The sequence below is a fragment of the Aquimarina pacifica genome (assembly GCF_000520955.1).
Lineage (GTDB): Bacteria > Bacteroidota > Bacteroidia > Flavobacteriales > Flavobacteriaceae > Aquimarina > Aquimarina pacifica.
On the sequence record NZ_JACC01000006.1, the window covers coordinates 98,315 to 123,545 of the forward strand.

The following is a 25,231-nucleotide window of genomic DNA, read 5'->3' on the forward strand; positions in this document are numbered from 1 at the left end:
AAGAATTTTTATGAAAACAATACGTATTCAAAAATTAACATTAGCATTATTTATAATATGCTGCTGTACTATTAAATCTAATGCTCAAAAAACGAACCTTACCCAAATACAAAAAGACAGTATAATTAATACTGCAGCCACCTATCTCACTAATTATTATGTTTTTAAAGAACTAGGAGAAAAGACGGCATCATACTTAAAAGATATTAATTCTCAAGGTCATTTTAATGCCTATAACGAATTAGAGTCTTTTGCATCTGAGCTTACTAAAGTAATCTATACTCAAACCTATGATAAACATATTACGGTCGATTTAAAGCCTACAAACCAAATAGCCGATGATGAGTTAAGCCGCTGGATTGAGAGTAGAATGGACGAAAGAAACTATTTCAGAAAAAATAATGGTAATTTTAAAACCATCAAAAAACTACATGGTAATGTAGGCTACCTAGAATTGCGTGGGTTTTATGGTTTGGCCTGGGGCGAAGACTTTGCAAACTACACTATGGAAATGCTCTCTACATCTGATGCAATAATCATTGACCTAAGAAGTAATTATGGAGGAAGAGGAGATATGACTGAGCATTTATTAAGCTATTTCTTTGAGAAGCCTGTTCCGACTTCAAAATCACTAAAAAGAGAAGGAGATGAATTCATAGAAACCCTTAATTATACTAAAGTTAATCCCGAGAATAAAAAAATGTATGACATTCCATTATTCATTTTGACAAGCAAAGCCACCTTTTCTGCGGCAGAAGCTTTCGCCTACCCTTTAAAAATTCATAAAAGAGCCACTATTATTGGCGAGATCACCAGAGGGGGTGGTAATGCGGGAGATATTTATTCTTTGAGCGAGGATTTAAATATATTTATCCCAGATGTTTCGGTCTCACATCCTACAGAAAAAGAAAGTTGGGAAGGTGTTGGTATCGAACCTGATATAAACACTAGAAGTGGAGATGCCTTTGATGTTGCTCTAGCATTAGCACAAAAGGCTGCAGAAAAGTTTAAAGTCGAAAATGATAAAAAAGCAAGAGGCCTTCTCGAAACACTGAGAAACACACTGAGCGATTTTGAAAAAAATCCCGACCCCCAAACAATCATAGATATCTATTTAGCATGCCGTGAACAAAACCTAATTTTTGAAGACTGGGAAATCAATTCTCAGGCCTATCTATATGCTCAGAACGGGAAAACTCTGACCTCAATGGCACTTTTTAAGTCTAATACCATATTGAATCCAGAATCAGCAAGTGTATTTTATTACTACGGTGAGGCATTATTAAAAAATAATGAAATAGCTATGGCCATCACCAACTACAAAAAAGCAGTATCTCTGGGAGAGAAATACAAGCATAGGTCCTTAAGCCGATTTAAGAATAAATTAGAAGAAGTAAGAGAACAGAAATAGGTATAATATACTAACCTATATTGTGACTTGCAAAACGTGTGACACTATTTCTGGATGGGGCAAAAAACACAGTACGTTTCTTATATATATCTTCTTAAAAATGTAATTTTCTATAAACTCTTTACTTTGTACTAGAAACACAGACGACTCGGATATGATAGCGCGGAAATTTTTTCCGTGCCGCGTTTGAGTGAGGAGTAAAAGTAAAGACTAGTTGTAATGATGTAATAGAATATATTAAAACTTTGGACTAGGTGGTATGAAAAATAAAAAAAACATCTTACTTTGTAATGGCCTTAAGGAATGGAAGATTCTCTTTTTAAGTCTATTAGATGGAGTTTTCGCAATAGATGAATTCGAGAATGAAATTTATAACTTAGTCAAATTAGAAAGTTATATTGGCAAAGAATCATATTCGAATTTAATTAGTTTTAATTACAAGGACTCTTCTCAATTCTCAAATATATTTGAATCCGTTAGGGATAATCTGGAGATTTTAGATATTCATAAATGGAATCTATGTAAGATTTTTATAGACGCAGGATTGTCTAAAGAAAATAGTAAACTTATTTATGAAAACAATGCTAATTTAACATTACCATATGTATTATTAGAGATTTATGGAGGGATGAAAATAGGAGATGTAGGACCTGGTCAAGAACAAGCTAAGTCCGATGTTTGCTTTATGAAAATTCCTATTAAATCAGATTTAGATGAATACTGGAAAAATAGTATCGGAGAGGTCATACAAGTGGGGTTTGCGCATCATGAAAATATAATACTCTTTATGAATAACGAGGGTATGATGTATATCTATATTGATCTTACAAATACAATGTATTTGGGAGGAGATTTTGAAACCACAATGATAAAATTGGTTTTTGGTTTAGATTATGGAGATCTAGTAATTCCCGATAGGTCATAGTATGTCGCTGGTTTGAGTTTGTAACGCGGACCTCGACCTCCATACTGATAAGCAATAATAAATAAAACAACTCGTAGGTTGATTTGCAAGAATATTTTTGGGTTTAAAATTAAAGCTTTTAGAACTCAGTTCAGAGGTGTCAAAAATGTAGAATTTTTCCTTTTTAGATTAACCAGAATTTTTGCGTAAACACAACAATTGGCCTTGATCCCTTTTATACCCTACAGTCTTTGATACACAGCATCAGATTTTCGGGTATAAAAAAACCAGTTGTTTTCACAACTGGTTTTCTTCGTAGCGGGAGAGATTGAAATATCTAACCATTCTATTAACAATTTATTTGAATTAGAAGCATTTATAAAAACCCATTCTATATTATTAATAGCTTCTTAAGGGTTACACTCTTATTTACTTTCATTGATACTAAAATTTTATCCTATTTTATGTTCGTTAAGTACTATGGCACATAGGATTGAACGTTTTATATTATGCAATACAAATGTCTTCAACCCTTTTTTACGTTCTAAAAAAATTTAAATGAGTTCAGTATTAGTAATTACGGAAAATCATGGATTCCAGGACTTTCCATTAAGAAACCATGGTACTATTCTTGTCTAATTCTAAAAATCGTTTTACTTCCCATACTTGAAATACTTCTTCTTAGATAAGCTCTATATAGTCCATCAGAATCCCATCAACCCAACTGATATAGAGGTCAACTTGATCCAGAATAATAGAGATCATTGCTTTAAAAAAAAGTAAATTTAAAAATGAACAGGTTATCTTTTTTATTTAAAGAGGTAGGTATCCGGTAGTATAGATATTGCCATATTTTCCGCCATTTTGATAAAGGAGCTTAGCTCAGTGTATCATGGTTAATCTAGTAGATATAAGAATCATAATGTGAATACTTATAAAATTGAATTCATAATGTTTTGATAAGTATCAGAATTAGGGTTTACTTCATAAGCGAATTTAGCAGCTTTTTTGCCCAATGAATCTTTTTTAATTTTTTTAAATTTATAATGATAATGTATTACATCGACTCTTGTTAGTTTATATTCTTTTATTGTTTTCAACACCTTTACTATTTTTGCAATCAAGAACAAACCTTGTTTTAATTTTATATGTTGATTCCAATCATCGAAATGAGGATTTAAAGTTATAAAGTCAAGTCCTCTGTTTGGGTATTGTAGCTGACTATATCCTGTTACAAGGGTATCTCTTTCCCTTTAGCTCCATTGCAAGGCGCATAGCTAACAACTAAATTCTTTGAAAGAAACATCCATCCAGGATAAGTATCTTTAGAAATAACATGTTCCAGGTGTTCATAGTGACCATTAAAATCAATTATTCATCTACAAAAAGCACATCTCTCTTTTTGAAATCTGAAATACAATTTCTTAATGTTTAGCTTAAAATTTACTTGAACATTATTTTGCCTATCCCAATCCCCTTTAACAGCTACATCATCTTCGAAAAAACCCAGATTATCATTATTATAAACATATTTTTTATCTATTAAAGAATATTTAATATCACCTATATTTTCTAATTAGCTTTTCCATTACTTCTCTTAACGGATCTTCTTTAGACAATTTATCTAAGTTCAAATCAATCAACTCTTTAACTTTTGAGTTATAATACTTGAATCATCTTCAAGTTCGCTAATCGCAATTAAATCTAGTACCTCTCCTATTTTGTTAGCAACAAAATAATTTCTGGTTGTGGGAGCTCGAAATACTTCTAATAATAATTGTTCTGCTGACATATTGCACCAAAGAAACTCAAAAACATTCATTTTCAATGATTTATACGCTTTGTCATTTTCTTTAAAGTCATTTCACATCAGTTGATTTCAGCATTTGTTGTACCTATGTTGTACCTAATTTGACTTTCGTACTCAAAACAAGTCAATTATGTCATCAAATGCAAAAATAGTTCTTTGTAAAAAACCGAACAGTTAAGGTCAATATCCATTAGCTATTCGAATTTCAAAAAACCGTCGTTCTACCTATCAATATGTTGGTCATTATATTGATATAGAGGAATGGGACGAAAAAAATCTTAGGGTAAAAAAATCAAATCCAAATGCCAATAGCCTAAACAAGCTATTATCACAACAACTTTCTGATGCCAATAAGGCACTTATTGATTTACAATCCGAATATAAAGATGCCTCAGGGAATTCCTCAACTTTCTTTGAACTGGCGCAAGAGCATCTGGACGAACTGTAAGTTGCCGAAAAGTTAAACTGTCTATCCACGGACAGCGCGTTGATTAGTTATATCGTAAAATATCACAAATCCAAACAACTTTCATTTCAAGAAATTGATGAGCGATTTCTTGAAAAATTGATGATATACCTCAAAGTTAAGCACGGCCTTTCAGAAACTTCAATAATGAATATCCTTGTTTTAATCAGCTTGTTGTTCAACAGAGCTATAAAGCTAAAAATAGTCAGCAGGGAATTGTATCCTTTTGGTGGTGACCAAATTAAAATCAAGTTTCCTGAGATTACAAAAATAGGGTTGAGCATTATTGAAGTAAGAGCCATTAAAGCCTTAGATTATCTAACCCGTAATGAAATTCACACAAGAAATGTTTGGCTATTCAGCTTCAATTTTGCAGGAATGCGGGTTACAGATATACTCTGGACAAAGTGGTCTGACATATATGACAATATGCTTCATAACGGAATGAATAAAAACTCAAAACTACTGTCCTTAAAAATTCCAGATAAAGTTCTAAGAATTTTGGATTTCTACAGAGATGATAAAAGATATGCTACCGATTTTGTTTTCCCTGAATTGAAAAAGGCCAATCTCGATGATGCAAAAGACATTTATAATAAAAGAAAAACGGCAACTAAGAAATTCAACGACAACTTAAAATCTATTGCCAAAAAAGCTAAAATAGACAAGAAGATAACAATGTATATCGCCAGACATACTTTTGGCAATATTGCCGGTGATTCCATTCATCCTTTAATGTTACAAAAACTATATAGACATAGTGATTTGAAAACCGCATTGAATTATCAGGCAAATTTTATCCATAAAGAAGCAGATGATGCTTTAGATAGCGTTGTTAACTTTTGACCTATTCCGAAGTAAACTACTCCCTTTTATGTGTAAACTACTTTTGAGATAGGCTTACTAATTTCTGATTAAAACATTTAACCAACATCTTGTATAATTCAGGATGTTTCTTTTTAAGCAAACCTGGACGTTCAAAAAAAACTCTGAAGCAACGGCAAAGAATTCAACTTGATTAATGTCACCATATTTTCGGATATCAAAGTGGTTATCATTTATCGCTTCCATTTCTTTATGGATTAAATTTAACCAAGGTATTGCGTATTGATGTTCTAATAGCCGTTCTAGCACACCGTCTGTTCTATCGTCCAACTTATCTATTAGATGTACAAATTCGTGTATTCCTGTATTACTTTTATCGGTTGTATTTTTAAAGCCGTGGTACAATGCTTTTTTGGAAAGTATCATCTGTTTCTCGAACCTTCCATTCCCAACGATTCCACCAATATTCCTTGAGTTATCCTTACTTCCAAATTGCATATCCTCATTAAAATTATCTGGATACAAAAGGATGCCACTTAAATTTGTGTAGTACCATTCTTTGAAGCCAAAAACAGTGATTACAGCGCTTGCTGCAATTAAAATCTTGTCCAATTCTTCTAATTCAAACTGCACAGCATCAATATAGACCTCACTTAAAAATAGCATCATTCGTTGCTGAAAAATAAGTTGCCTGTCTTCTGAAAGATTTCGGTAATAGAGAACATTCTCCATTAATAACTTGTGCTAGTGCTCTGAAAATGATTCTAAACTTTTTCTTTTTACTATTGAAAACAAATAAATGATAACAATGACAATCAATAAAAAAAATATAACAAAAAGCATCAAAAAGTAGTTTTCAAAATATAGTTATGTCTAAATTTATCCTTCTGTTAGAATGAGGTTTTAGGATGAAAAAAGATGTTAAAATCTATTTCGAATAATCCTTTAAAAGATAGTTCCAATGTCGCTTTTTGAATAGTCCTATGTACAAATAAAGGTTCAGTTTTTTTGCGTTCAATTTCTTGTTAACTTTTAAAGAAGATGAATTAAAATATGTGATTATACTATAAAGATGATTTATTCCATGTTCTTCTAATAGTTTATAACAATGATGTCTTAAAAAAGGTGCTAAATTTTTTCCTCGATAAGCCTGAAAGGTATAAACATTTAACAAATAACCTTCATTATCTTTAAGTGTAAAAGTCCTCTTTTTAAATACAAAATCCTCCAGTTCAACAAATAATAGAGTGGCAATCTCATTCTCTCGTTTGAGCCCGATGCACAATTGCCCCCTTTTCATATCAAGTTTCAATTGATTGGAATTCAACCCCATGTTGTTATCCATGATCAAAACATCTTCTAATTCAAGATAAACCATTTCATAGTCCTTGAAGCTATCTGGTATTTTCGGTTCGTCACAACCGTTCTTCACTTCCTTGAACCAATAATAAGGTTCTATATCAATTCCAATTCGTAACAATGCATTTCTCAAAGTAAATAAAAATAATCCATGACGAATTCGATACCACAATAACTTGACTTTATAGAATTTACTTTTTTCAACTACTTTCATAAATTATTTATTTAAACTTACTTTGAAAGAACCTTCTTTTTTAAAGCTTGCCAGATTTTAAAGAAAATTAGTTAATCTATTGATTCTGCTTTAAATCCCACTTTTTGCAAAGTCGCCTTTACATCTTCTTCGGTTGCACCATCGCTTTCGATAGTTAGGATTTTATTAGGATTGGCAGTATCTACTTCCCAACTTTCTAAACCTTCTTGTGTGTTTAAAAAAGGGGTTACTTTTGATACACACCCACCACAATTGATATTTGTTTTAAATTTTAAAGTTTTCATTGTATTGATTTTTTTTATTATTAAAGTTTTACTCGTTTAAGTCTTAAGCTATTTGCAACTACAGATACACTACTGAATGCCATTGCTGCACCTGCAATCATCGGGTCTAATAAAAACCCGTTTACAGTATAAAGAACTCCTGCTGCAATTGGAATACCAATGATGTTGTAAATGAATGCCCAAAACAGGTTTTGCCTAATCCCAAGAACGGTTTTCCGGGATAGTTTCAGTGCTTTTGGAATAGACTGCAAATCTGATGTTATCAAGGTCATTTTTGCTACATCCATTGCTATATCCGAACCTTTGCCCATTGCAATACTCACATTGGCCTGCGCCAAAGCGTGCGAATCGTTGATGCCATCACCAACCATTGCGACTATCTTTCCGTCTGCCTGTAATTTTTCAACAAAAGATGCTTTGTCGGAAGGCATTACTTCGCCTCGGTAATTTGTTATTCCTACTTGTTTTGCAACAGCTGATGCGGTTTTATTGTTATCTCCCGTGAGCATATAGACCTCGATGCCCCTTTCTTGAAGCATAGCTATAGCTTTTTTCGAAGTTTCTTTAATCTTGTCTGCAATGGCCAGTATCGCGAGCACTTGATTTTCGTTACCAAAGAATATGACTGTTTTTGCTCTTTCTTCGAGACTTTCTGCTGTTTGCATTAAAGTAGCGTCGATTTGAATATTCTTTTCGACAATTAGTTTATGGTTGCCCACATAATATTTTGAATCATTCTCTGATTGTGCCTTTACACCTTTTCCTGTAATGCTTTCGAAAGAAGAGATTTCTGCTTGTTCAATATTTTCTTCTTTCAAATGATTAACGACCGCTTCTGCCAAAGGATGCTCTGATTGCCCTTCAATAGCCAAGAGAATTTCCTTGTATTCATTTTGATTTTCAAGCTTATCGTTCCAGAGTATGTCGGTTACCAATGGTTTTCCTTCTGTAATTGTCCCTGTTTTATCAAGGATTACTGCATTCACTTTATGGCCAAGCTCTAAACTTTCGGCATCCTTTATCAAAATATTGTTTTCCGCTCCCTTGCCAATACCCACCATTATGGCGGTAGGCGTTGCCAAGCCCAAGGCACAGGGACAAGCGATAACCAACACGGCTACAGAGGTCAATAAAGCTTGTGAAAAGGCATTGTCGCCACCTACTGACATCCAGACGATAAATGTTATAATGGAAATACCCAATACCACAGGAACAAAAATACCGGCAATCTTATCGACCAGTTTTTGAACGGGTGCCTTACTCCCTTGTGCTTGCTGAACCATTTTAATGATTTGGGAAAGCAGGGTTTCTCCACCTACTTTTTTAGCGGTAAATTGAAAACTTCCTTTTTGATTCACCGTACCAGCGAAGACCTTTTCCCCTTGGGATTTCTGAACTGGAACGGGTTCTCCCGTAATCATACTTTCATCTACATACGAGCTACCTTTTGAAACTTTGCCATCCACAGGAATCTTTTCTCCGGGACGTACCAAAATGGTCTGACCCACCTGTACGGATGAAATAGGGGTTTCCCTTTCTTCCCCATTCTCAATGATTTTAAGGGTTTTAGGTTGAAGACCCATTAGTTTTTTGATAGCCGAAGAGGTATTTGATTTTGCCTTTTCCTCCAATAGTTTCCCCAAGGAAATAAATGTAATAATCACAGTAGCCGCTTCGTAATATACGTGAGGCTCGATGCCACGACTTAACCAAAATTCAGGAAAAAAGGTGTTGAACACACTAAAGAGGAAGGCGATTCCGGTACTCAAAGCCACCAAGGTGTCCATATTTGCTTTACCGTGTTTGGCCTGCTTGAAGGCATTGATGAAAAAGCTACGCCCAAACCAAAAAAGAATGGGAAAGGCCAATACCAAAGAAATCCATTTGCCTGGTTCCCATTGCATATAGAACATTCCCAGTACAAAAATGGGTAGCGTAAGTATCGCCGACCAGATAGTACGGTTTTTTATATCCTGATAATGCTTTTGCTGAAGTTCTTGTTGTACTTCCGAAGGGTCTTCGGCATCTATTATAATATCATAACCCACCTCACGAAGTGCGTTTTGAAGTTGATTAGGGTTCAACCCCTCGTCATACTCTACCAGAACAGAACTGTTTGCGAAATTGACGCTTGCATCAAACACACCTTCTGTGTGTTTTAATACAGATTCGACACTTGCTGCACAAGAGGCGCAGGTCATTCCCGTAACAGGAAATGATTCTTTCACACCCTTTTTATGATTCTTATTTTCGGTTTCAAATATACTGAATGCCTCCATAAACCCATTCTTATTTGTATGTTACAAATTTCAGGATTAAAAGAGTGTAATGTATTACGTTATATGCTGAATGATTTGTAGAATTTGCTGAATTCGTTACATTTTAAAAAGAGGTTGTTATTTAGTCAATCCCTTAAAAAATGATAAGTTTAGTTTCAGTACTAATAGATGCTTTGGTTTCTCATTATGAGACTTTAGTTCCAACTCATTCGCTGTAACCTAACAGCATTCAAAATTGCCAATAATGCCACTCCAACGTCTGCAAAAACAGCTTCCCACATTGTTGCTAAACCACCTGCCCCTAAAATCAAGACAACCAATTTAACTCCAAAAGCCAATATGATATTCTGCCATACAATTTTTCGAGTAGAACGACTTATTTTTATAGCTCTAACTACTTTTGACGGTTGGTCGGTTTGAATGATTACGTCTGCAGTTTCAATAGCCACATCACTTCCCAAACCACCCATCGCAATCCCCACGTTACTTGCGGCTAAAACAGGTGCGTCATTGATTCCATCGCCGATAAAGGCCACTTTATTTTCTGGATTTTTCTTCAAAATTTCAACCTCATTTAATTTATCCTCTGGTAATAGGCCGCCTTTTGCTTTTTCAACATTTAATTCTTTTGCAATTTGTTGTGTTATGGAATCTTTATCACCTGAAAGCATTATAATATTTTTAATACCTACTTTGTGTAATGCTGAAATCGTTTCTTTGGCATCTTCTTTTAATTCGTCTGCTATCACCACATAACCAGCGAACTTATTATCTATTGCTACTAATACAATAGATTCTACAATAGATTCGGTTTCAGTTGGAACATCTATAGCATTCGCTATCATTAATGCTTTATTTCCTACTAAAATAGCTCTACCATTTACAACACCTTTTAAGCCTTTACCTGCAATTTCAGAGACTTCCTTTGCTTCAAAGTCTTCACCATTTTCTTTATACTCCATAATGGCTTTTGCAATAGGATGCGTGGATTGTTCCTCCAGAGCCATTAGGTATTTCATAAATTCAGATTCTTCCCAACCTATAGCTTTAATTTCCTTGATTTTGAAAACACCTTTGGTAACTGTTCCTGTTTTGTCCATCACCAAGGTATTTATTTTGGTCATCGCATCTAAAAACGAAGCACCTTTAAATAAAATACCGTTCTTTGAAGCTGCGCCTAATCCACCGAAATAACCCAATGGAATAGAAATCACCAATGCGCAAGGACAAGAAATCACCAAGAATATTAAGGCTCTGTAAAGCCAATCTCTAAACACATAATCATCAACGAAAAAGTAAGGTAGGAAAGTAACTCCAATAGCCAAAAACACAACTATTGGTGTATATATACGAGCAAACTGCCTAATGAATAATTCCGTTTTGGATTTACGTGCCGTAGCGTTTTGAACCAAATCCAATATTCTGGCTATAGAACTATCTTCAAACTTATTAGTTACTTCAACTTCAATGACACTTTCTAAATTGATACTACCTGCATATACTTTGGCTTCTTTTAAAATAGAATCCGGTTTGCTTTCTCCCGTTAAGGCTGCAGTATTTAATGATGCTTTTTCAGATAATAGTAACCCATCCAACGGAATTTTCTCTCCTACCCGAATTTGAATCTTTTCTCCAATATTTACATCTTCTGGCGACACACTAGTGTAATCACCATCACGGAAAACATTAGCTTCTTTTGGGCGAACATCTAACAAGGCTTTGATATTACCCTTTGCTCTTTTAACTGCAGCATTTTGGAATAGTTCACCAACTGCATAAAATAACATTACAGCTACGCCTTCGGGATATTCACCAATTACAAATGCGCCAATAGTAGCAATAGACATTAAAAAGAACTCTGTGAAGAAATCACCTTTTTTTATACTTTCCCACCCTTCTTTCACTACAGGAAATCCAACAGGGATATAGGCTATAACATACCAAAGAATACAAATCCAACCAGAAAAACGTGGAAAGACATCAAAATAATCAATCGCAATTCCAGCAATCAGCATTACAAGACTAAAAATAGAGGGTAAGTACGTTCTAAAATTGAATATTGCATCAGGACTATGATGGTTATGACCGCTATCGTAACTGTGTTTGTCTTGGTGTTCTTTAGGTTTTAAGTCGCGTAAATTTATTTTTTTCTTTTTCATAATCTGTGCAAATAATTAAAAATTGTAGTGCAACGGAAGTGCATTTATTAAGTACTGCATTTCTCGCAAATTCCCTTTAACACTAAATTGGCATCTTCAGCCACATAGCCTTCTGGCAAATTAATATTTGGAATTTTATGTTCGGTAAGACAAACGGTCTCATTACAATTATTGCAATGAAAATGTAAATGCAAATCCTGTTCGAGTTCACAATTGCATCCTGTTTCACAGAGCGCATATTTTTGAACGCCCGTACCATCATCTATTTGGTGCACTACACCTTTCTGTTCAAAAGTTTTTAGGGTTCTGAATAACGTTGTTCTATCTGCTTTCGCAAAAGCGTTCTCAATATCCGTGAGGGCAATGGCAACTTCGCTTTCAGCCATATATTTATAAATCAAAATACGCATTGCCGTTGGGCGAACGCCATTTTCCGTAAGTCTTTGTTCTATTTCTTTCATTATTTAGTCTTATTTATCAATGTCCGTGTTCTTCAGATTCACCTTTTTTCATTTCTGCCATTAAATAGTAAGCATTGTTAAATGCGTATTCTACATTTGATTTTTGTTCTGTTAGAAAGTCAATGGCAATCCATTCTCCATCTTGAGTACTCTTTATAACTTCATAAGGCATAAAAGCCCAATTATCACCTTCCTTTTCAGCTGAAAACACAAAGAACCTGTTGCCATCAGCAGCTATGGCACTCTCGGGCATTGCCAATGTTTTAGTGTTGTCAGTTTGAATGCGTCCCTGGATATACATTCCGGGAATCAGGTTCCCTTCCTTATTTTCAATTTCAGCGTGTACATGTATTGCTTTTGGATTCTGTTCAAAAGTCTTTCCTACGGAATAGATTTCTGCGGTAAGTTCCTTGCCAGGAATGGATTGAACATTGAAAGTGATTTTCTGCCCTTCCTTAACCTTATATACGTCCTTTTCAAAAACCATTAAATCTGCGTGCACGTGATGCGTATCTACAATTTCCATTAGGTCGGTCTGGGGTTCTACATATTGGCCTGTTTTAATTTCTACCTTTTGTACAAAGCCTTCAATAGGACTTCTAAGTGCTACCCGCTGATAAATTGTTCCGTTTCTTACGCCTGAGGCACTAATGCTCAGCTGTTTTAGTTGAGCTTCCAATCCGTTAGCCATACTTCGGGATGCTTGATATTCGGCTTCTGCCTTTTGAAAATTTGCACCGCTGCCAACACCTGCTTCGTACAGGGTTTTTTGCCGTTCATATTCCTTATTGAGAAACTGGCTATTACTATAGGCGTTGAGGTAATCCGTCTGTTTTTGAATGATATTGGGGTGTGATAGATAGGCAACTGTTTGCCCTTTATTGACCTTATCGCCTTCGATAACCTCAATGGAAACTACATTAGCACCAACCACCGTAGTTATAGTAGCTTCGTTTTGTGGTGGGACTTCCAACTGACCATTGGCTTTCACGTACCCACTCATATTTCGCATTGGTAAGGTATCGATTTGTATTTGTAATGCATTAAACTGCTTTTCTGTCAATAGCACTTCCTCGGCCTCACCTTCGGAATGCTCTTCTTTCATTTCAGAATCTGTCTCTTTATTTTCTGCGGCACTACTTTTCGAATCGCCACAAGAGGCAAAGCCTAAAAGCATTGTCAGTAGTCCTATAATTGTGTATTTAGATAGATTTTTCATTATTGTTTGAAATATTGTAGTTCAAAAACTGATTTTAGGTAATTGTCGAGAGCGGCCAGCGCATCCATTTCGGTCTGTATGGCGTCCCTTATGATTTGAGTGAAAGCTGCGTAATCAACTGCACCTTCTCTATAAGCTAATAACGCGCCCCGTCTTTGCTCTCCGGCAAGTGGCAACGCTTTATCTTTATAAAATTGCCAAGATACTTTCCACTTTTGATAGGCTTGTACGGCTTGTCGATATTCTGATTGCAATTGGCGTTTTACAAAGTCCGCATTAGTCTTGGCAATTTCACTGTCTATTTTAGCGGCCTTGGCTTGACTTCGTTTTGTTCCAGAGAATAGGGGAACAGATATTCCTGCTTGATAAGTGTAAAACCCGTTGCTTCCATTTACTTGTTGTAATCCGCCTTGAAGATTTAGATTTGGTAACAAATCAGAACGAGCAGCTTTATAGCCAGCTTCGGCTTCGTCGATTCGCTTTTGTGAAAGTTCCAGTTCGGGATGATTCTTTATACTTGCGGATATTCCCAATACAGCAACTTCACTTTCGTCCAGTGTGTCGGGAACGGTGTAAAAAGTATCGGAAACCAACCAAAGGTTAAGCTTTTGCAGCGCAATGGCATAGTCGCTCTCGGCCTGTTGCAGTTTATTATTGATTTGCAACGCCTGATTGGTTGCAGATGAATATTCCAATCTTGAAATAGCCTCTACCTTATAATTGAGTTCGATTGCTTTTTCAAACTGTGAATAGATAGAATCCAGTTCACGGTAGAGTATAAATTTCTGTCTTTGTTGGTACGCTTGAGACCACGCCTTTTTCACTTCCTGTTCCACTTGCAGTCCAGAAAGGTTGAGCGCAGTTTCTGCCAATGCAATTCGCTTTTGCTGTAAACGCTTCTTTGCACCAATACCAAATAGATTGATATTCTGCTGACCTACACCCACTAAAGTGTAAATACCTTGACCATCGTTTACTTCCTCACCGCCTGTAAAAACTTGGGTGTTCCCTAAGTCATACGCTGTGCCTTTAAGGGCGTTCTGTTTTTGAATTTCCAACTGTTTTGTTTTCAATAGCGGATAATTTTTCTTTGCAATTTCCACTGCTTGTTTAAACGAGATAGCAGGTATTGCATCACTATCTTGAACTTGTTGCGCATTGGCGAAAGCCGAAGTAAGTAGTAAGCACAACATCGCTGTTGCGGTTACGAATTTAGGATTGAGCTTCGTCTTACGTTCAGAACGCTTTTCTACCCATTGATAAAAAATTGGAAGGATAAAAAGGGTCAATAATGTTGAAGTAATTAATCCACCTATAACAACAGTCGCCAATGGTCGCTGTACTTCAGCTCCTGCAGATGCAGAAACGGCCATAGGCAAAAAACCAAGTATATCGGTAAAGGCCGTGAGCATAATAGGCCGTACTCTTCTTTTTGTTCCCTCTACAATACGTTCTTTGAGATCGGTAACACCTTCCTCTTTCAACTCGTTCAGTCCACTAATCATCACCAAACCATTCAGTACAGCAACACCGAATAATACGATAAAGCCGACACCCGCGGAAATGCTAAATGGCATATCCCTAAGCCATAGGGCAAAAACACCACCGATAGTAGCCATCGGTATAGCCAAATAAATCATCAAGGTTTGTGGAAAAGATTTTAATGCAAAGTAAATCAGGATGAATATTAGCAATAATGCAATAGGAACAACGGTCTGCAATCGGTCACTTGCCCTTTCTAGATTCTCGAATGCACCTCCATAGCGTATAAAATACCCTGGTGGTAAATCAAGATTTGCATCCAGTTTATCCTTTATCTCATTGACTAATGATTCTACATCCCGTCCACGGACATTTACACCCACATAGGTTCTACGATTGGTATTATCCCGGCTTATCTGCATCGGTCCTGGTGTGTATTCGATATTTGCCAATTCTTGAAGTGGAATTTGTGAACCGTTTGGTAAATTGATGTATAGATTTCTGATGTCGTTGATATCTGTACGGTTCTGCTCATCGAGTCTAACGACCAAATCGAAACGCTTTTCGCCCTCAAAGATGACACCCGCATAACCCCCTGCAAAAGCAGATTGGACTATCATATTGAGTTGGTCAATGCTCACACCGTATTGCGCTAGTTTATCGCGATTGTACTTTATGGTCATTTGAGGTAATCCCGAAGTAGCTTCCGCCCTCATATCGCCTATACCATTAGTGCCAGCTATGATTTTGGTAATCTCATCCGCTTTGGCAGCAAGTACATCAATATCCTCACCATATATTTTAATAGCAACATCCTCGCGTATGCCTTCCAAAAGTTCATTAAACCTCATTTCAATAGGTTGGGTAAACTCATAATTGACACCTGGGATAATGCTTACCACTTCCTTCATCTTATCTATAAGTTCATCCTTTGAATCAGCTGACACCCATTCGTCCTGTGGTTTCAGTATAACGAATACATCTGCAAAGTCCATCGGCATCGGGTCAGTTGGTACTTCAGCCACACCGATACGACTCACAATTTTTTCCACTTCAGGAAATTCAGCCTTTACAATGCGTTCTACTTTAGTAGTTGTCTCAATGGTTTCGCTGAGCGAACTACCGGGTTTAAGGATGGCGTGGAAGGCAATATCACCCTCATCCAATTGTGGGATAAACTCGCCGCCCATTTTAGAAAATACAAATACGGCTACAGCGAATATGGCAACTGCAATACCCACAACCCACTTTCCTTTTTTCAAGGCTCGCATTAAAAGGGGTTCATACTTATGTTGTACCCATTGCACAAAACGGTCGCCCCAAGATTTTTTTTCCGTTTTGGGTGGTTTTAAAAATAAGGCTGACATCATAGGCACATAGGTTAGACACAGAATCATTGCCCCCATCATCGCAAATATGAATGTTAATGCCATTGGCTGGAACATCTTTCCTTCTACACCTTCCAATGCTAAAATGGGAAGGAATACAATTAGGATTATCAACTGGCCGAAAAAAGCAGCATTCATCATCTTTTTGGATGCATCGGCAGCGATTACGTCTCGGTCTTCCTTTTTTAAAGCTTTCTTTTTAAATATATAACTACCCATAAGAAATACGCTTGCTTCCACAATGATAACCGCGCCATCGACAATGATTCCGAAGTCGATTGCCCCTAAACTCATTAGGTTTGCCCAGACGTTAAAAACATTCATAAGTATAAAAGCGAATAATAAGGATAGCGGTATAGTAGAAGCTACAATCAATCCACCACGCCAGTTACCTAGCAAAAAAACCAAAACAAAAATTACGATGAGTGCACCTTCCAGTAGATTGTTGCGCACTGTACCAGTAGTTTCGTTTATAAGCTTACTTCTATCCAATAAAGGTTGAATGACAACCCCTTCAGGTAAAGATTTCTGTATTTCGGTCATTCTTTCCTTCACTCGGACAATGACCTCATTTGAGTTTGCACCTTTAAGCATCATTACCAATCCACCAACGACTTCACCTTCACCATCCTGTGTCAATGCTCCATAGCGTACGGCAGAACCAAAACGTACATCGGCAACATCACTTACGGTTATTGGTATACCATTTTCATTTTTGATAATGATTTTTTTAATGTCATCAAGGTTGCGTACCAAACCTTCGCCACGGATAAAGTTGGCTTGGTGATTTTTTTCGATATAAGCACCACCTGTATTTTTATTGTTGGCTTCCAAGGCTTCAAAAACATCAGTAATGGCAAGACCGATAGCCTTTAGCTCATTGGGGTCTACGGCTACCTCATACTGTTTTATTTTTCCGCCAATGGCATTGATTTCAACAACCCCTGGAACCATTGCCATTTGTCTTTGAACAATCCAGTCTTGCATCGTACGTAAATCGGACAAAGAATATTTATCCTGAAACTCAGGTTCAACTTTCAGGGTATATTGATATACTTCGCCCAAGCCTGTTGAAATAGGTCCCATAGACGGTTGCCCTAGTTCTTCGGGTATCTGCTCACGAACTTCAGTCAGTTTTTCGGAAACAAGCTGACGTGGTAGATACGTTCCCATATCATCATCAAATACCACCGTAACCACGGAAAGTCCAAATCGTGAAATCGAGCGGATTTCCTTTACATTGGGCAGATTGCTCATAGCAACTTCTATTGGATAGGTAACGAATTGCTCGATATCCTCTGTACCCAGATTGGGCGATTGTGTGATGACTTGCACCTGATTATTAGTAATATCTGGTACGGCGTCAATAGGAACTTGAGTCATACTATAGATACCTGCACCGATGAGTGCCAAGGTTAGCAGACCAATTATAAATTTGTTATTGATTGAAAAATCAATGATTTTGTTAATCATAGAATGAAAAGGGTATTAATTCAGTTTACATTCGCGTTGAACACTTAGAGTACAATGCAACGCACGACCTTGATATATCCAAATTGGGATACATCAGAACAGGACATAGTTATCCTTTAAAACTGAATTAAACCTGTGGTGGCTGTAAAAGGGAAAGGGAAATATCCTTACCTACACTATCAAAATGGTTAAAGTTATCTTGCGAAATTAGTGGTTGCAGGGGCTTAAACACCGCAAGTCCAAAATTTATGGTATGAACGTGGCAACAATGGCACTGGCAAAACGGCGAGCAAAGTTCGCAGTCTTGGTCGTGGTCGCCATCAAAATCAACCATTGTAACAACTTGGGAATCATCAGTAATGTTTCCAGTATCACTACAAGGCACTACATTTAGTGCCAAAAAGTAAATTGATAATATGAATGCGAAATATTTCAAGTTACAAAGATAAAAATATTATGATGCAACTGTGTTGCAAATATGATTAAGGTTAACTCGCACAACAACTCAACTTTGAAACATCTTTTCCAAAAGTGATAGCGGCTAATTTAATTCCTTCACCTAATGTCAAATATGGATAAAAACTTTCAGCTAAATCACTTATAGTGATTCCAAATTTAATAGCCATACTTAATTGTTGTATCAGTTCTCCGCCTTCTGGTGCAACTACTCTTGCGCCAATCAATTTATCGGTTTCTAAGTTACGTATCAGTTTTATAAACCCTCTGGCATCTTGAGCTGCCAATGCTCTTGGAACGTGAATTAAATCAAGTTTACTGACTTCAAAAGGAATTTCCTTTTTTTCTGCTTCTATTTCATCTATACCTGCTCCCGCGATTTGAGGGTCTGTAAATACTACCCAAGGCAATGATGAATAATCAATACTGGTTTTTGATAATGAAAATGCATTATTAACTGCTGCATTGCCTTCGGTTGCTGCTGTATATACAAATGCTGGTGTATTGGTGACATCTCCTGACGCAAAAATATTGGAAATGTTGGTTTCCATTTTCTCGTTGACTATAATATGGCCTCTTTCTGTTAAATTAATATCAATATTTTCAAGTCCTAATTTAGAGGTGTTTGGCTTCGTCCCTGTAGCCACCACAATATGTCCTTTTTCGATGATTTGTGTTGTGGAACCGTCAGGGCATTTACAATGTATAATTGTATTGTCTCCATCCTTTTCAAATTTAAAAGCTCTAAAATTTGGTAAAACCTCAATCCCTTCACTTTTCATTTGTTCTACCAAAACATCTGTAATATCTTTTGTTTGACTGCGTAACGGCCTATCGGTAAATTCAATGATACGCACTTTTACACCTAAACGATTATATGCCATCGCAATTTCCAAACCGATATAACCAGCTCCCATAATGGTCAGACTTTTGGGTTTCTCTTCTAAATCGAATAAGGACACATTGGTTAAATAATCAACCTCATTCAGTCCTTCAATATTTGGGATATTGGTAGTTGCTCCTGTTGCTATTATAATGTTGGTTGCTGTGTAGGTGTCTTTTCTATCTACAAGTATTGTGTTATTATCCACAAACTCTGCCCATCCTTTTAGCATGGTTAAGTTTTCAAAATCACTGACCACATCCAGATATTTTTGTTGCTGAAGTGAAGCAACCAATGCTTTTTTATCTTTTATGATTTGTGCAAAATCAATCTCTGCACCTTTAGGTTTTATACCCTTAAAATTGGAATGCGTAGCGTGACGTACCGTTTCGGCAGCTCTAATAAGATTTTTAGACGGCACACAACCCACGTTCACGCAAGTGCCACCAAAATCCAATCCTGCATTTACCATTAGCGTTGTGAGTCCTAAACCTTCAGCCTTAATCGCTGCTGAAAATGCCGCAGAACCACCACCAATAACTATTAAATCGTATTGATTTTTGCTTTTGGAATTTACAGCTGAAACCTCTTCCTCGTCGACATTATTTATGACCGAATAATCACCAACGCTGTTTACTGCATCTATTACATTTGCCTTACTCATCTTATCAACATCAATAGTAAATTCGCCCTTTCCGGTTCCGTGGTTAACTGTGGAACTTAAAACACCTTCAGTTGCGTTCATATCCTTTTCGATATGTGTTGCACAACCTTCACAGGTCATACCTTCTATTTCCAATGAAATTGTTTCTGTGTTTTGAGGCATTTGGCTTTTCATTTTAGCTGTATTTTTCATTGAAATTGGTACTGTTTACATATTAAAAATTATACCTTCCCTTATATTACCTCGGCTTTGAATCCTTTTTGTTCTATTATAGTTTTTAATGCCTTTACCGTTGTTTTTGAACCATCAAACTCAATAACAGCAATATCTCCTGGATATTCAACCGAATGCTCCAAAACACCATCTACTTCCTTTAATGCATTATAAATAGCATTAGAACAACCAGCACAAGTAATGCCTGTAATTTTAAATTTCACCGTGGTTGCATTGTGTTTCTTTGAAGCTACTTCCACAACTTGATTTGTAACCTCCTTGCTTTGTGATTTAGCCTGAAAAGAAAACAGCATTAAAGCCAAAATAGGCACTATTGATAGTTTTTTCATAATGGGTGATTTTGCGTTTATTTATCTTTTATAACTTTATATCCTGTTGAATTAATTGCCTTTTCAATAGCTACTTTAGAGGTTTTAGACCTATCAAACTCTACCATGGCACTTCCCTTTTCATACGAAGGGGTTACATTTATAATACCGTCCAATTCATTTACAGCGTGTTTTATGCTTTCTTCACAGCCAGCACAAGTCATTCCTTGAACATTAAAGTTTACAGTTTGAATATTTGATTGGTTTACAATGACTACTTCTTTTTTATTATCTGGATAAAAAATGGATGAATAATATGGAAATGCCAGCATTATAATTGCAAATACAGTTACAATTGCCAAAAAGGTTTTTGACTGTATGAATTTTGGTTTCTCGTCCGTATCGCATTCACAGTCGATTTCCTTTTGAGGTTTTAGTTTTTGATACCAAGCAAAGCCGAGCACTAAAATTGTTAGCCCGATTAGATAAGGTCTAAAAGGCTCAATCCAAGAAAATGTTGAGGCAATTCCGTTTGTTCCTGCAATTAGAGCTAAAACGGGTGTAATACAACATAAAGAAGCTGTAATTGCAGTAAGCAAGCCTGTACCAATTAATTTGTTTTCACTTTTCATATCGTTTCTAAGATTTTGTTCTTGTCAAGTATTTCAAAGAATGGATTGAGTATTTTTTCGTATTCCTCTGTTAGTGAATAAAAAATGGTTTGGGCTTCTCTATCGGTTTCCAATAAATTTCTATCCTTCATTTTTCTCAAATGTTGGGAAATAGCAGAAATATTCATTTCGAGAATATCGCTTAAGTCGCAAACGCAAAGTCTTTTTTCTTCAAAGAGTAAATAGAGAATTTTTAACCTGACATCATTTCCCACCATAGCAAGTCCATTTGCTAAATAATCAAATGTTTCGTTTAGTTTTGAAACTGTTTCTTTACAACGGTTTATCTGTTTAATATCCGCCTGTTGTCTTATACAAGAATTATTTTCCATAAGACAAAGTTACTATAATTTATTATTTAAGCAAATACTAAAATACCAACATCACAAGTAACATTTTAAAACAACCCTTCGTTTTTAACGTACTTTAATTAAATCTCATCCAATGATCTCCTGTTTTTAACTATGCTGCTCTTAAACTGTGTGGGTGTCATTCCTGTTACTTTTTTGAATTGAAAAGCTGTCAATTTATTTTCTTTGAAACCACTTTTACAACTTCATTTAAAAGCACTTCTGTATCTAATTCTTTAAATATTTTTAAAGTTTTTGCTGCTTCTGTTTCTAGTATTATAGAAATAAGTTTGTTAGAACCTTATAGCAAATAGATGCTTCTGATGGATGCAGGATATTCTGGATAATTCTTTAGAAGAATGTACTTTTTAAATTCGGCTAAAACACCTACTCGAAAGTATAAACTTCGTTTACAGATTCTGTAACCCTAAAATACCCAAAAGCGTAATTTTCTGGGTTTTCTAGATTTATATAATTACCTCTTAGCCTTGTTGGCAAGGTTGCAAAGGGATCTCCTGCATTATCGCCTTGCTCAATTAATCTATTCAAAAAATCGTAATATTCTTCGGATATACCAAATAAATTAATATCTACTTCATCTCCTGGTAAAATCTCATCTTCTGCATCTGCCTCATCTTCTTCATATAAAAGAGACATTTCATTACCATTTGTAAACTCATCAGACATTATTTCTCTTGTGGGAAGCCGATCTTCTCCTTCTAAAAAGGTAATGTAATAAAAATTCACTTCATTTGCCAGATCGTCAAAATAGATGGTTAGGTCCAGCTCTTCTTCATCTGAACCACCTTCACGAGATTGTTCAATTCTATTTATTTCAGAAACAGAGATTAACGTTTCTTGAGCAGTATATGTTTCGCTGTTGTAAATTACCTCTAAATTGTATGTGTTGTTAATTATAGGCACAAAGTTTGTAGTTGTATAACTACCATCTTGTTGATCATTAAAGATAAAAACGTCTCCATTTGAAGCATTTTCAACTATTACCGATGCTCCACTTACAGGGTTTGGTGCTGTATCGTAATAAGGTGTTGAAAGACTTAGCTTTATGGTCTGATTATTTCCTAAAGTTCCTTTTTTCCAATCTAAAGATGCCTCAATAACTAATCGTGGAGATTCAGTTGGCACAGCTAGGTCTATAGCTTCTGTACAAGAAAAAATAATGACACTTAATCCCATGAGGCTTACAATTTTAATCTTATTTTCTATTTTAAGTATCTTTTTTAAATACATCATGATTTTTAAAATTTAAAGTTATAGGTTACGGAAGGAATAATACCAAATATTGTAGTTCTCAAGGCCTCGTTTACTCCAGTATTATAGTCTTGGTTAAATGATATGGAGGCTGCATTTTGCCTATTGTAAAGATTATAAATACTAAATACCCACTCACCTTTCCACTGTTTATTGGGTTTGCGGTTGGGTTTATAGGTCGCTGAAATGTCTAATCTATGATAGGCAGGTAATCTGTCGGCATTTCTTTCATTAAAAATTACAATAGAGGATCCTTCATATTCAAATTGCCCAACAGGATAGGTTACAGGACGACCGGTTTGGTAAATTGCATTCGCACTAAATGACCATTTATCGGTTAATTTATAGACTCCTGTAATAGAAATATCGTGTGTACGATCAAAAGGTGTATTGTACCAATTGCCATTATTAATTCCAGGACCTCCTGCATTTCCTCCAAAAGAACGCTGCTCGGATTTAGCTAAAGTATATGAAACCCACCCTGTATAGCGACCTTTGTTTTTTCTAAACATTAATTCCAGTCCATAGGCTCTCGCCTCGCCATTTAAAATTTCGGTTTCGATATTATTGTTTCCTATTAAGCTTGCCCCATCAATATAATCAATACGGTTTTGGGTAGTTTTATAATAGGTTTCTGCTTCAAGTGAATATGCGTTATTATTAAATTTTTTATAGTAACCAAAAGCATATTGGTTAGATAATTGCGGTTTTACATATGTTCCGCTAGTTGTCCAAACGTCTAAAGGAGTCACTGAAACTGTATTAGACAGTAAATGCATATATTGTGCTGAGCGAGTGTAACTTCCCTTTATGGACGAGTTGTCTGTTAATACATAGGATAAGCCTAATCTCGGTTCTAAATTTCCAAATTTTTCAATAGTCTGTCCTTTTGAGTAAGCCGTTTCTCCTATGGCTTCTCCTTCTTGGTAAATACCCAACCCTTGATTGTAAATTACAGGTTGATTATTAGCATAATTTGTAATAGATTGCCCTCCTAAGCGGTTAAATGTGCTATAGCGCAAACCATATCTTGCAGTAAGTTTGTCTGTAATTTTATGTTCTGCACTCATGTAAAGCCCTCCTTCAAAAGCCCTTTTTTGGTCTAATATTAATGGATTAATTGGAGAGGTTGGGGTAGATGGTGTAATTTCTCCGGGATTGAGATTATATGAGATGCCACTTGCTCCAAAATCTATTTTTAGTTTATCGCTTGCATAATATCCAAAATCGTATTTTAGGTTATAATTTGTTATGTCAGATATCCAATCTAATTGATCAAAGTCCAGTATTATCTGATAGTCATATTTACTATATATAAGCGATAGGTTAGAAAACAACTTATCATTGAAAACATGATTCCACCTAAGATTTGCAGAGTTGTTTCCGTAATTACTATCTATTAGATTTACAATATTAAAAACATCTCGCCCAAAATAACTTGATAGATATATCTTATTGTTTTCATTAATTTCATAATTGGTTTTTAGGTTTACATCGTAAAAACTAATATTACTATTTCTTAAATCGTCTAATAAACCCGAAAAGAGTTGTGCATAAGTTGTTCTTCCTGCTAATAGAAAAGAGCCTTTCTTTTTAAACAATGGAGCCTCAACAGCGAGCCTACTTGAAATTAGCCCGATACCTCCATTGAGTTCGAGCCTTTTATTGTTTCCATCTTTTTGTCTTACATCTAATACAGAAGCTGTTCTCCCTCCAAATTTTGCGGGTATATCACCTTTGTATAGTTTTACATTTTTAATTGCATCGTTATTAAAAACAGAGAATAGTCCAAAAAAGTGAGATGTATTGTAAATAATAGCTTCGTCTAAAAGCACCAAGTTTTGATCTACTGCTCCGCCTCTTACATTAAACCCGGCAGAACCTTCTCCATTATTTGTAACTCCAGGCAAAAGCTGAATGGTTTTTATAAGATCTACTTCGCCCATTACAGCCGGCGCTATTTTTATTGTTGATGCGCTTAAAGTAGTAACTCCCATTTGAGGTTTTCTAATGTTTAGTTTTTTTGAGTCTTCTGTTGTTGTAATAACAACTTCGTCTAAGGTATTTAAGTCTTCTGTAATTTCAATGCTTAATCTTATATCTTTAACAAGCGATATTTTTTCTTGTACCTCTTTATATCCCAGAGACGAAGTAACCAAAGTATATTCTCCTTTTGGAGCTGTTATAGAGTAAAAACCATACTCGTTTGTTGTGGTTCCTATTGTTGTACCTTTAAGATATACCGCTATACCAAATACGGTTTCACCATTTGCTTTGTCGCTAATAGTTCCTCGTATAGTGTATTCTTCTTGAGCAATTATTATGCTACTGATTAGCATAAAAAAAAGTGATAAAAAAGGTTTGATGTACGATGGCTTAGCTAAGCTACGATAACTAAAACAACCTAATTGGTTTTTGCTATATGTTTGACAGTAATGATTGCTACAAGCCTCAATACATTTTTTTATTTTATTATGATTCATACTATTTAAAAATTAAATTTTTACTATTGATTACTTTATTAATTTTTTTGATTACGTCGTCATTGTAGAACTCATTAATAGATATATTTTTATTATCATAAGGGAAGTGCCAAGTGCAGCAATAGGTAGTGCAACCAAAACAACATCGCCGATTCTTTCTATATTTCGGAATTGTG

Annotated in this window: 18 protein-coding genes and 3 pseudogenes; 5 read left to right on the forward strand and 16 right to left on the reverse strand. The window is 35.6% G+C overall.

Annotated elements, in window-relative coordinates; translation table 11 throughout:
* Positions 1–10 precede the first annotated feature (10 nt).
* Together DZ60_RS0103990 and DZ60_RS0103995 are read left to right on the forward strand one after the other, a co-directional pair.
* Complete coding sequence (locus tag DZ60_RS0103990; RefSeq protein WP_025740671.1) at positions 11–1,411, forward strand: S41 family peptidase; 1,401 nt, start codon at positions 11–13, stop codon at positions 1,409–1,411.
* A 259-nt stretch (positions 1,412–1,670) separates the two neighbouring features.
* Positions 1,671–2,336 (forward strand): SUKH-3 domain-containing protein, encoded by a 666-nt coding sequence (locus DZ60_RS0103995; protein WP_025740672.1) that lies wholly within the window; start codon positions 1,671–1,673, stop codon positions 2,334–2,336.
* Between the two features lie 1,618 nt (positions 2,337–3,954).
* Here the strand turns inward: DZ60_RS0103995 and DZ60_RS24825 are convergent.
* Positions 3,955–4,137, reverse strand: a complete 183-nt coding sequence (locus DZ60_RS24825; RefSeq protein ID WP_025740674.1) for a hypothetical protein — start codon at positions 4,135–4,137, stop codon at positions 3,955–3,957.
* Between the two features lie 178 nt (positions 4,138–4,315).
* On the opposite strand from DZ60_RS24825, the pseudogene DZ60_RS25540 reads away from it, so the two are divergent.
* The 3 genes and pseudogenes from DZ60_RS25540 to DZ60_RS22455 all read left to right on the forward strand — a co-directional run.
* Positions 4,316–4,573 (forward strand): annotated as a pseudogene (locus tag DZ60_RS25540) (Arm DNA-binding domain-containing protein); the annotation flags it as partial.
* Positions 4,574–4,609: 36 nt separating this feature from the next.
* Positions 4,610–4,813: pseudogene (locus tag DZ60_RS25710) on the forward strand (phage integrase SAM-like domain-containing protein); the annotation flags it as partial.
* Complete coding sequence (locus DZ60_RS22455; RefSeq protein WP_342667699.1) at positions 4,808–5,437, forward strand: tyrosine-type recombinase/integrase; 630 nt, start codon at positions 4,808–4,810, stop codon at positions 5,435–5,437. The pseudogene DZ60_RS25710 and the gene DZ60_RS22455, both read left to right, overlap by 6 nt.
* Before the next feature lie 37 nt (positions 5,438–5,474).
* Here DZ60_RS22455 and DZ60_RS22460 read toward each other — a convergent pair.
* The 15 genes and pseudogenes from DZ60_RS22460 to DZ60_RS0104080 form a co-directional block, all read right to left on the reverse strand.
* A pseudogene (locus tag DZ60_RS22460) lies at positions 5,475–6,259 on the reverse strand (M90 family metallopeptidase).
* An 85-nt stretch (positions 6,260–6,344) separates the two neighbouring features.
* On the reverse strand, positions 6,345–6,989 hold the full coding sequence (locus tag DZ60_RS0104020) for a hypothetical protein (protein WP_025740675.1): 645 nt from the start codon (positions 6,987–6,989) through the stop codon (positions 6,345–6,347).
* Between the two features lie 71 nt (positions 6,990–7,060).
* Positions 7,061–7,273 (reverse strand): heavy-metal-associated domain-containing protein, encoded by a 213-nt coding sequence (locus DZ60_RS0104025; protein ID WP_025740677.1) that lies wholly within the window; start codon positions 7,271–7,273, stop codon positions 7,061–7,063.
* A 20-nt stretch (positions 7,274–7,293) separates the two neighbouring features.
* Positions 7,294–9,552: a heavy metal translocating P-type ATPase gene (locus tag DZ60_RS0104030; RefSeq protein WP_025740679.1), complete on the reverse strand. Its 2,259-nt coding sequence runs from the start codon at positions 9,550–9,552 to the stop codon at positions 7,294–7,296.
* A 194-nt stretch (positions 9,553–9,746) separates the two neighbouring features.
* Positions 9,747–11,711 carry a heavy metal translocating P-type ATPase gene (locus DZ60_RS0104035; RefSeq protein ID WP_025740681.1) on the reverse strand — a complete coding sequence of 655 codons (1,965 nt, stop codon included), beginning with the start codon at positions 11,709–11,711 and terminating at the stop codon, positions 9,747–9,749.
* A 47-nt stretch (positions 11,712–11,758) separates the two neighbouring features.
* Positions 11,759–12,172, reverse strand: coding sequence for a Fur family transcriptional regulator (locus tag DZ60_RS0104040; protein WP_025740682.1), 414 nt, complete (start codon positions 12,170–12,172; stop codon positions 11,759–11,761).
* A 16-nt stretch (positions 12,173–12,188) separates the two neighbouring features.
* Positions 12,189–13,391: an efflux RND transporter periplasmic adaptor subunit gene (locus DZ60_RS0104045; protein ID WP_025740683.1), complete on the reverse strand. Its 1,203-nt coding sequence runs from the start codon at positions 13,389–13,391 to the stop codon at positions 12,189–12,191.
* On the reverse strand, positions 13,391–17,734 hold the full coding sequence (locus DZ60_RS0104050; RefSeq protein WP_025740685.1) for a CusA/CzcA family heavy metal efflux RND transporter: 4,344 nt from the start codon (positions 17,732–17,734) through the stop codon (positions 13,391–13,393). Before DZ60_RS0104050 ends, DZ60_RS0104045 begins: the two co-directional genes overlap by 1 nt.
* A 127-nt stretch (positions 17,735–17,861) precedes the next feature.
* Positions 17,862–18,170, reverse strand: a complete 309-nt coding sequence (locus DZ60_RS25715; protein WP_081415677.1) for a DUF6660 family protein — start codon at positions 18,168–18,170, stop codon at positions 17,862–17,864.
* A 52-nt stretch (positions 18,171–18,222) separates the two neighbouring features.
* Entirely contained in the window at positions 18,223–19,929 is a 1,707-nt protein-coding gene (gene merA / locus DZ60_RS0104055; RefSeq protein ID WP_025740687.1) for a mercury(II) reductase, read from the reverse strand.
* Between the two features lie 41 nt (positions 19,930–19,970).
* On the reverse strand, positions 19,971–20,300 hold the full coding sequence (locus DZ60_RS0104060) for a heavy-metal-associated domain-containing protein (RefSeq protein WP_025740688.1): 330 nt from the start codon (positions 20,298–20,300) through the stop codon (positions 19,971–19,973).
* Positions 20,301–20,317: 17 nt separating this feature from the next.
* Entirely contained in the window at positions 20,318–20,911 is a 594-nt protein-coding gene (merTP, locus tag DZ60_RS0104065; protein ID WP_025740690.1) for a mercuric transport protein MerTP, read from the reverse strand.
* Positions 20,908–21,282, reverse strand: a complete 375-nt coding sequence (locus tag DZ60_RS0104070; protein WP_025740692.1) for an ArsR/SmtB family transcription factor — start codon at positions 21,280–21,282, stop codon at positions 20,908–20,910. Before DZ60_RS0104070 ends, merTP begins: the two co-directional genes overlap by 4 nt.
* Before the next feature lie 405 nt (positions 21,283–21,687).
* Positions 21,688–22,554 (reverse strand): DUF4249 family protein, encoded by an 867-nt coding sequence (locus DZ60_RS0104075; protein ID WP_241448710.1) that lies wholly within the window; start codon positions 22,552–22,554, stop codon positions 21,688–21,690.
* Positions 22,555–22,559: 5 nt separating this feature from the next.
* Positions 22,560–24,911, reverse strand: a complete 2,352-nt coding sequence (locus DZ60_RS0104080; RefSeq protein ID WP_025740694.1) for a TonB-dependent receptor — start codon at positions 24,909–24,911, stop codon at positions 22,560–22,562.
* Positions 24,912–25,231: the final 320 nt, after the last annotated feature.

What these genes read in the sequence shown, in the direction of transcription:
- DZ60_RS0104060 (WP_025740688.1), bottom strand. Translation starts at nt 20,300, where the DNA reads ATGAAAAAACTATCAATAGTGCCTATTTTGGCTTTAATGCTGTTTTCT.
- DZ60_RS0104035 (WP_025740681.1), bottom strand. Translation starts at nt 11,711, where the DNA reads ATGAAAAAGAAAAAAATAAATTTACGCGACTTAAAACCTAAAGAACAC.
- DZ60_RS0104075 (WP_241448710.1), bottom strand. Translation starts at nt 22,554, where the DNA reads ATGATGTATTTAAAAAAGATACTTAAAATAGAAAATAAGATTAAAATT.
- DZ60_RS0103995 (WP_025740672.1), top strand. Translation starts at nt 1,671, where the DNA reads ATGAAAAATAAAAAAAACATCTTACTTTGTAATGGCCTTAAGGAATGG.
- merA (WP_025740687.1), bottom strand. Translation starts at nt 19,929, where the DNA reads ATGAAAAATACAGCTAAAATGAAAAGCCAAATGCCTCAAAACACAGAA.
- DZ60_RS24825 (WP_025740674.1), bottom strand. Translation starts at nt 4,137, where the DNA reads ATGAATGTTTTTGAGTTTCTTTGGTGCAATATGTCAGCAGAACAATTA.
- DZ60_RS0104025 (WP_025740677.1), bottom strand. Translation starts at nt 7,273, where the DNA reads ATGAAAACTTTAAAATTTAAAACAAATATCAATTGTGGTGGGTGTGTA.
- DZ60_RS0104080 (WP_025740694.1), bottom strand. Translation starts at nt 24,911, where the DNA reads ATGCTAATCAGTAGCATAATAATTGCTCAAGAAGAATACACTATACGA.
- DZ60_RS0104040 (WP_025740682.1), bottom strand. Translation starts at nt 12,172, where the DNA reads ATGAAAGAAATAGAACAAAGACTTACGGAAAATGGCGTTCGCCCAACG.
- merTP (WP_025740690.1), bottom strand. Translation starts at nt 20,911, where the DNA reads ATGAAAAGTGAAAACAAATTAATTGGTACAGGCTTGCTTACTGCAATT.
- DZ60_RS0103990 (WP_025740671.1), top strand. Translation starts at nt 11, where the DNA reads ATGAAAACAATACGTATTCAAAAATTAACATTAGCATTATTTATAATA.
- DZ60_RS0104020 (WP_025740675.1), bottom strand. Translation starts at nt 6,989, where the DNA reads ATGAAAGTAGTTGAAAAAAGTAAATTCTATAAAGTCAAGTTATTGTGG.
- DZ60_RS0104050 (WP_025740685.1), bottom strand. Translation starts at nt 17,734, where the DNA reads ATGATTAACAAAATCATTGATTTTTCAATCAATAACAAATTTATAATT.
- DZ60_RS0104030 (WP_025740679.1), bottom strand. Translation starts at nt 9,552, where the DNA reads ATGGAGGCATTCAGTATATTTGAAACCGAAAATAAGAATCATAAAAAG.
- DZ60_RS0104045 (WP_025740683.1), bottom strand. Translation starts at nt 13,391, where the DNA reads ATGAAAAATCTATCTAAATACACAATTATAGGACTACTGACAATGCTT.
- DZ60_RS0104070 (WP_025740692.1), bottom strand. Translation starts at nt 21,282, where the DNA reads ATGGAAAATAATTCTTGTATAAGACAACAGGCGGATATTAAACAGATA.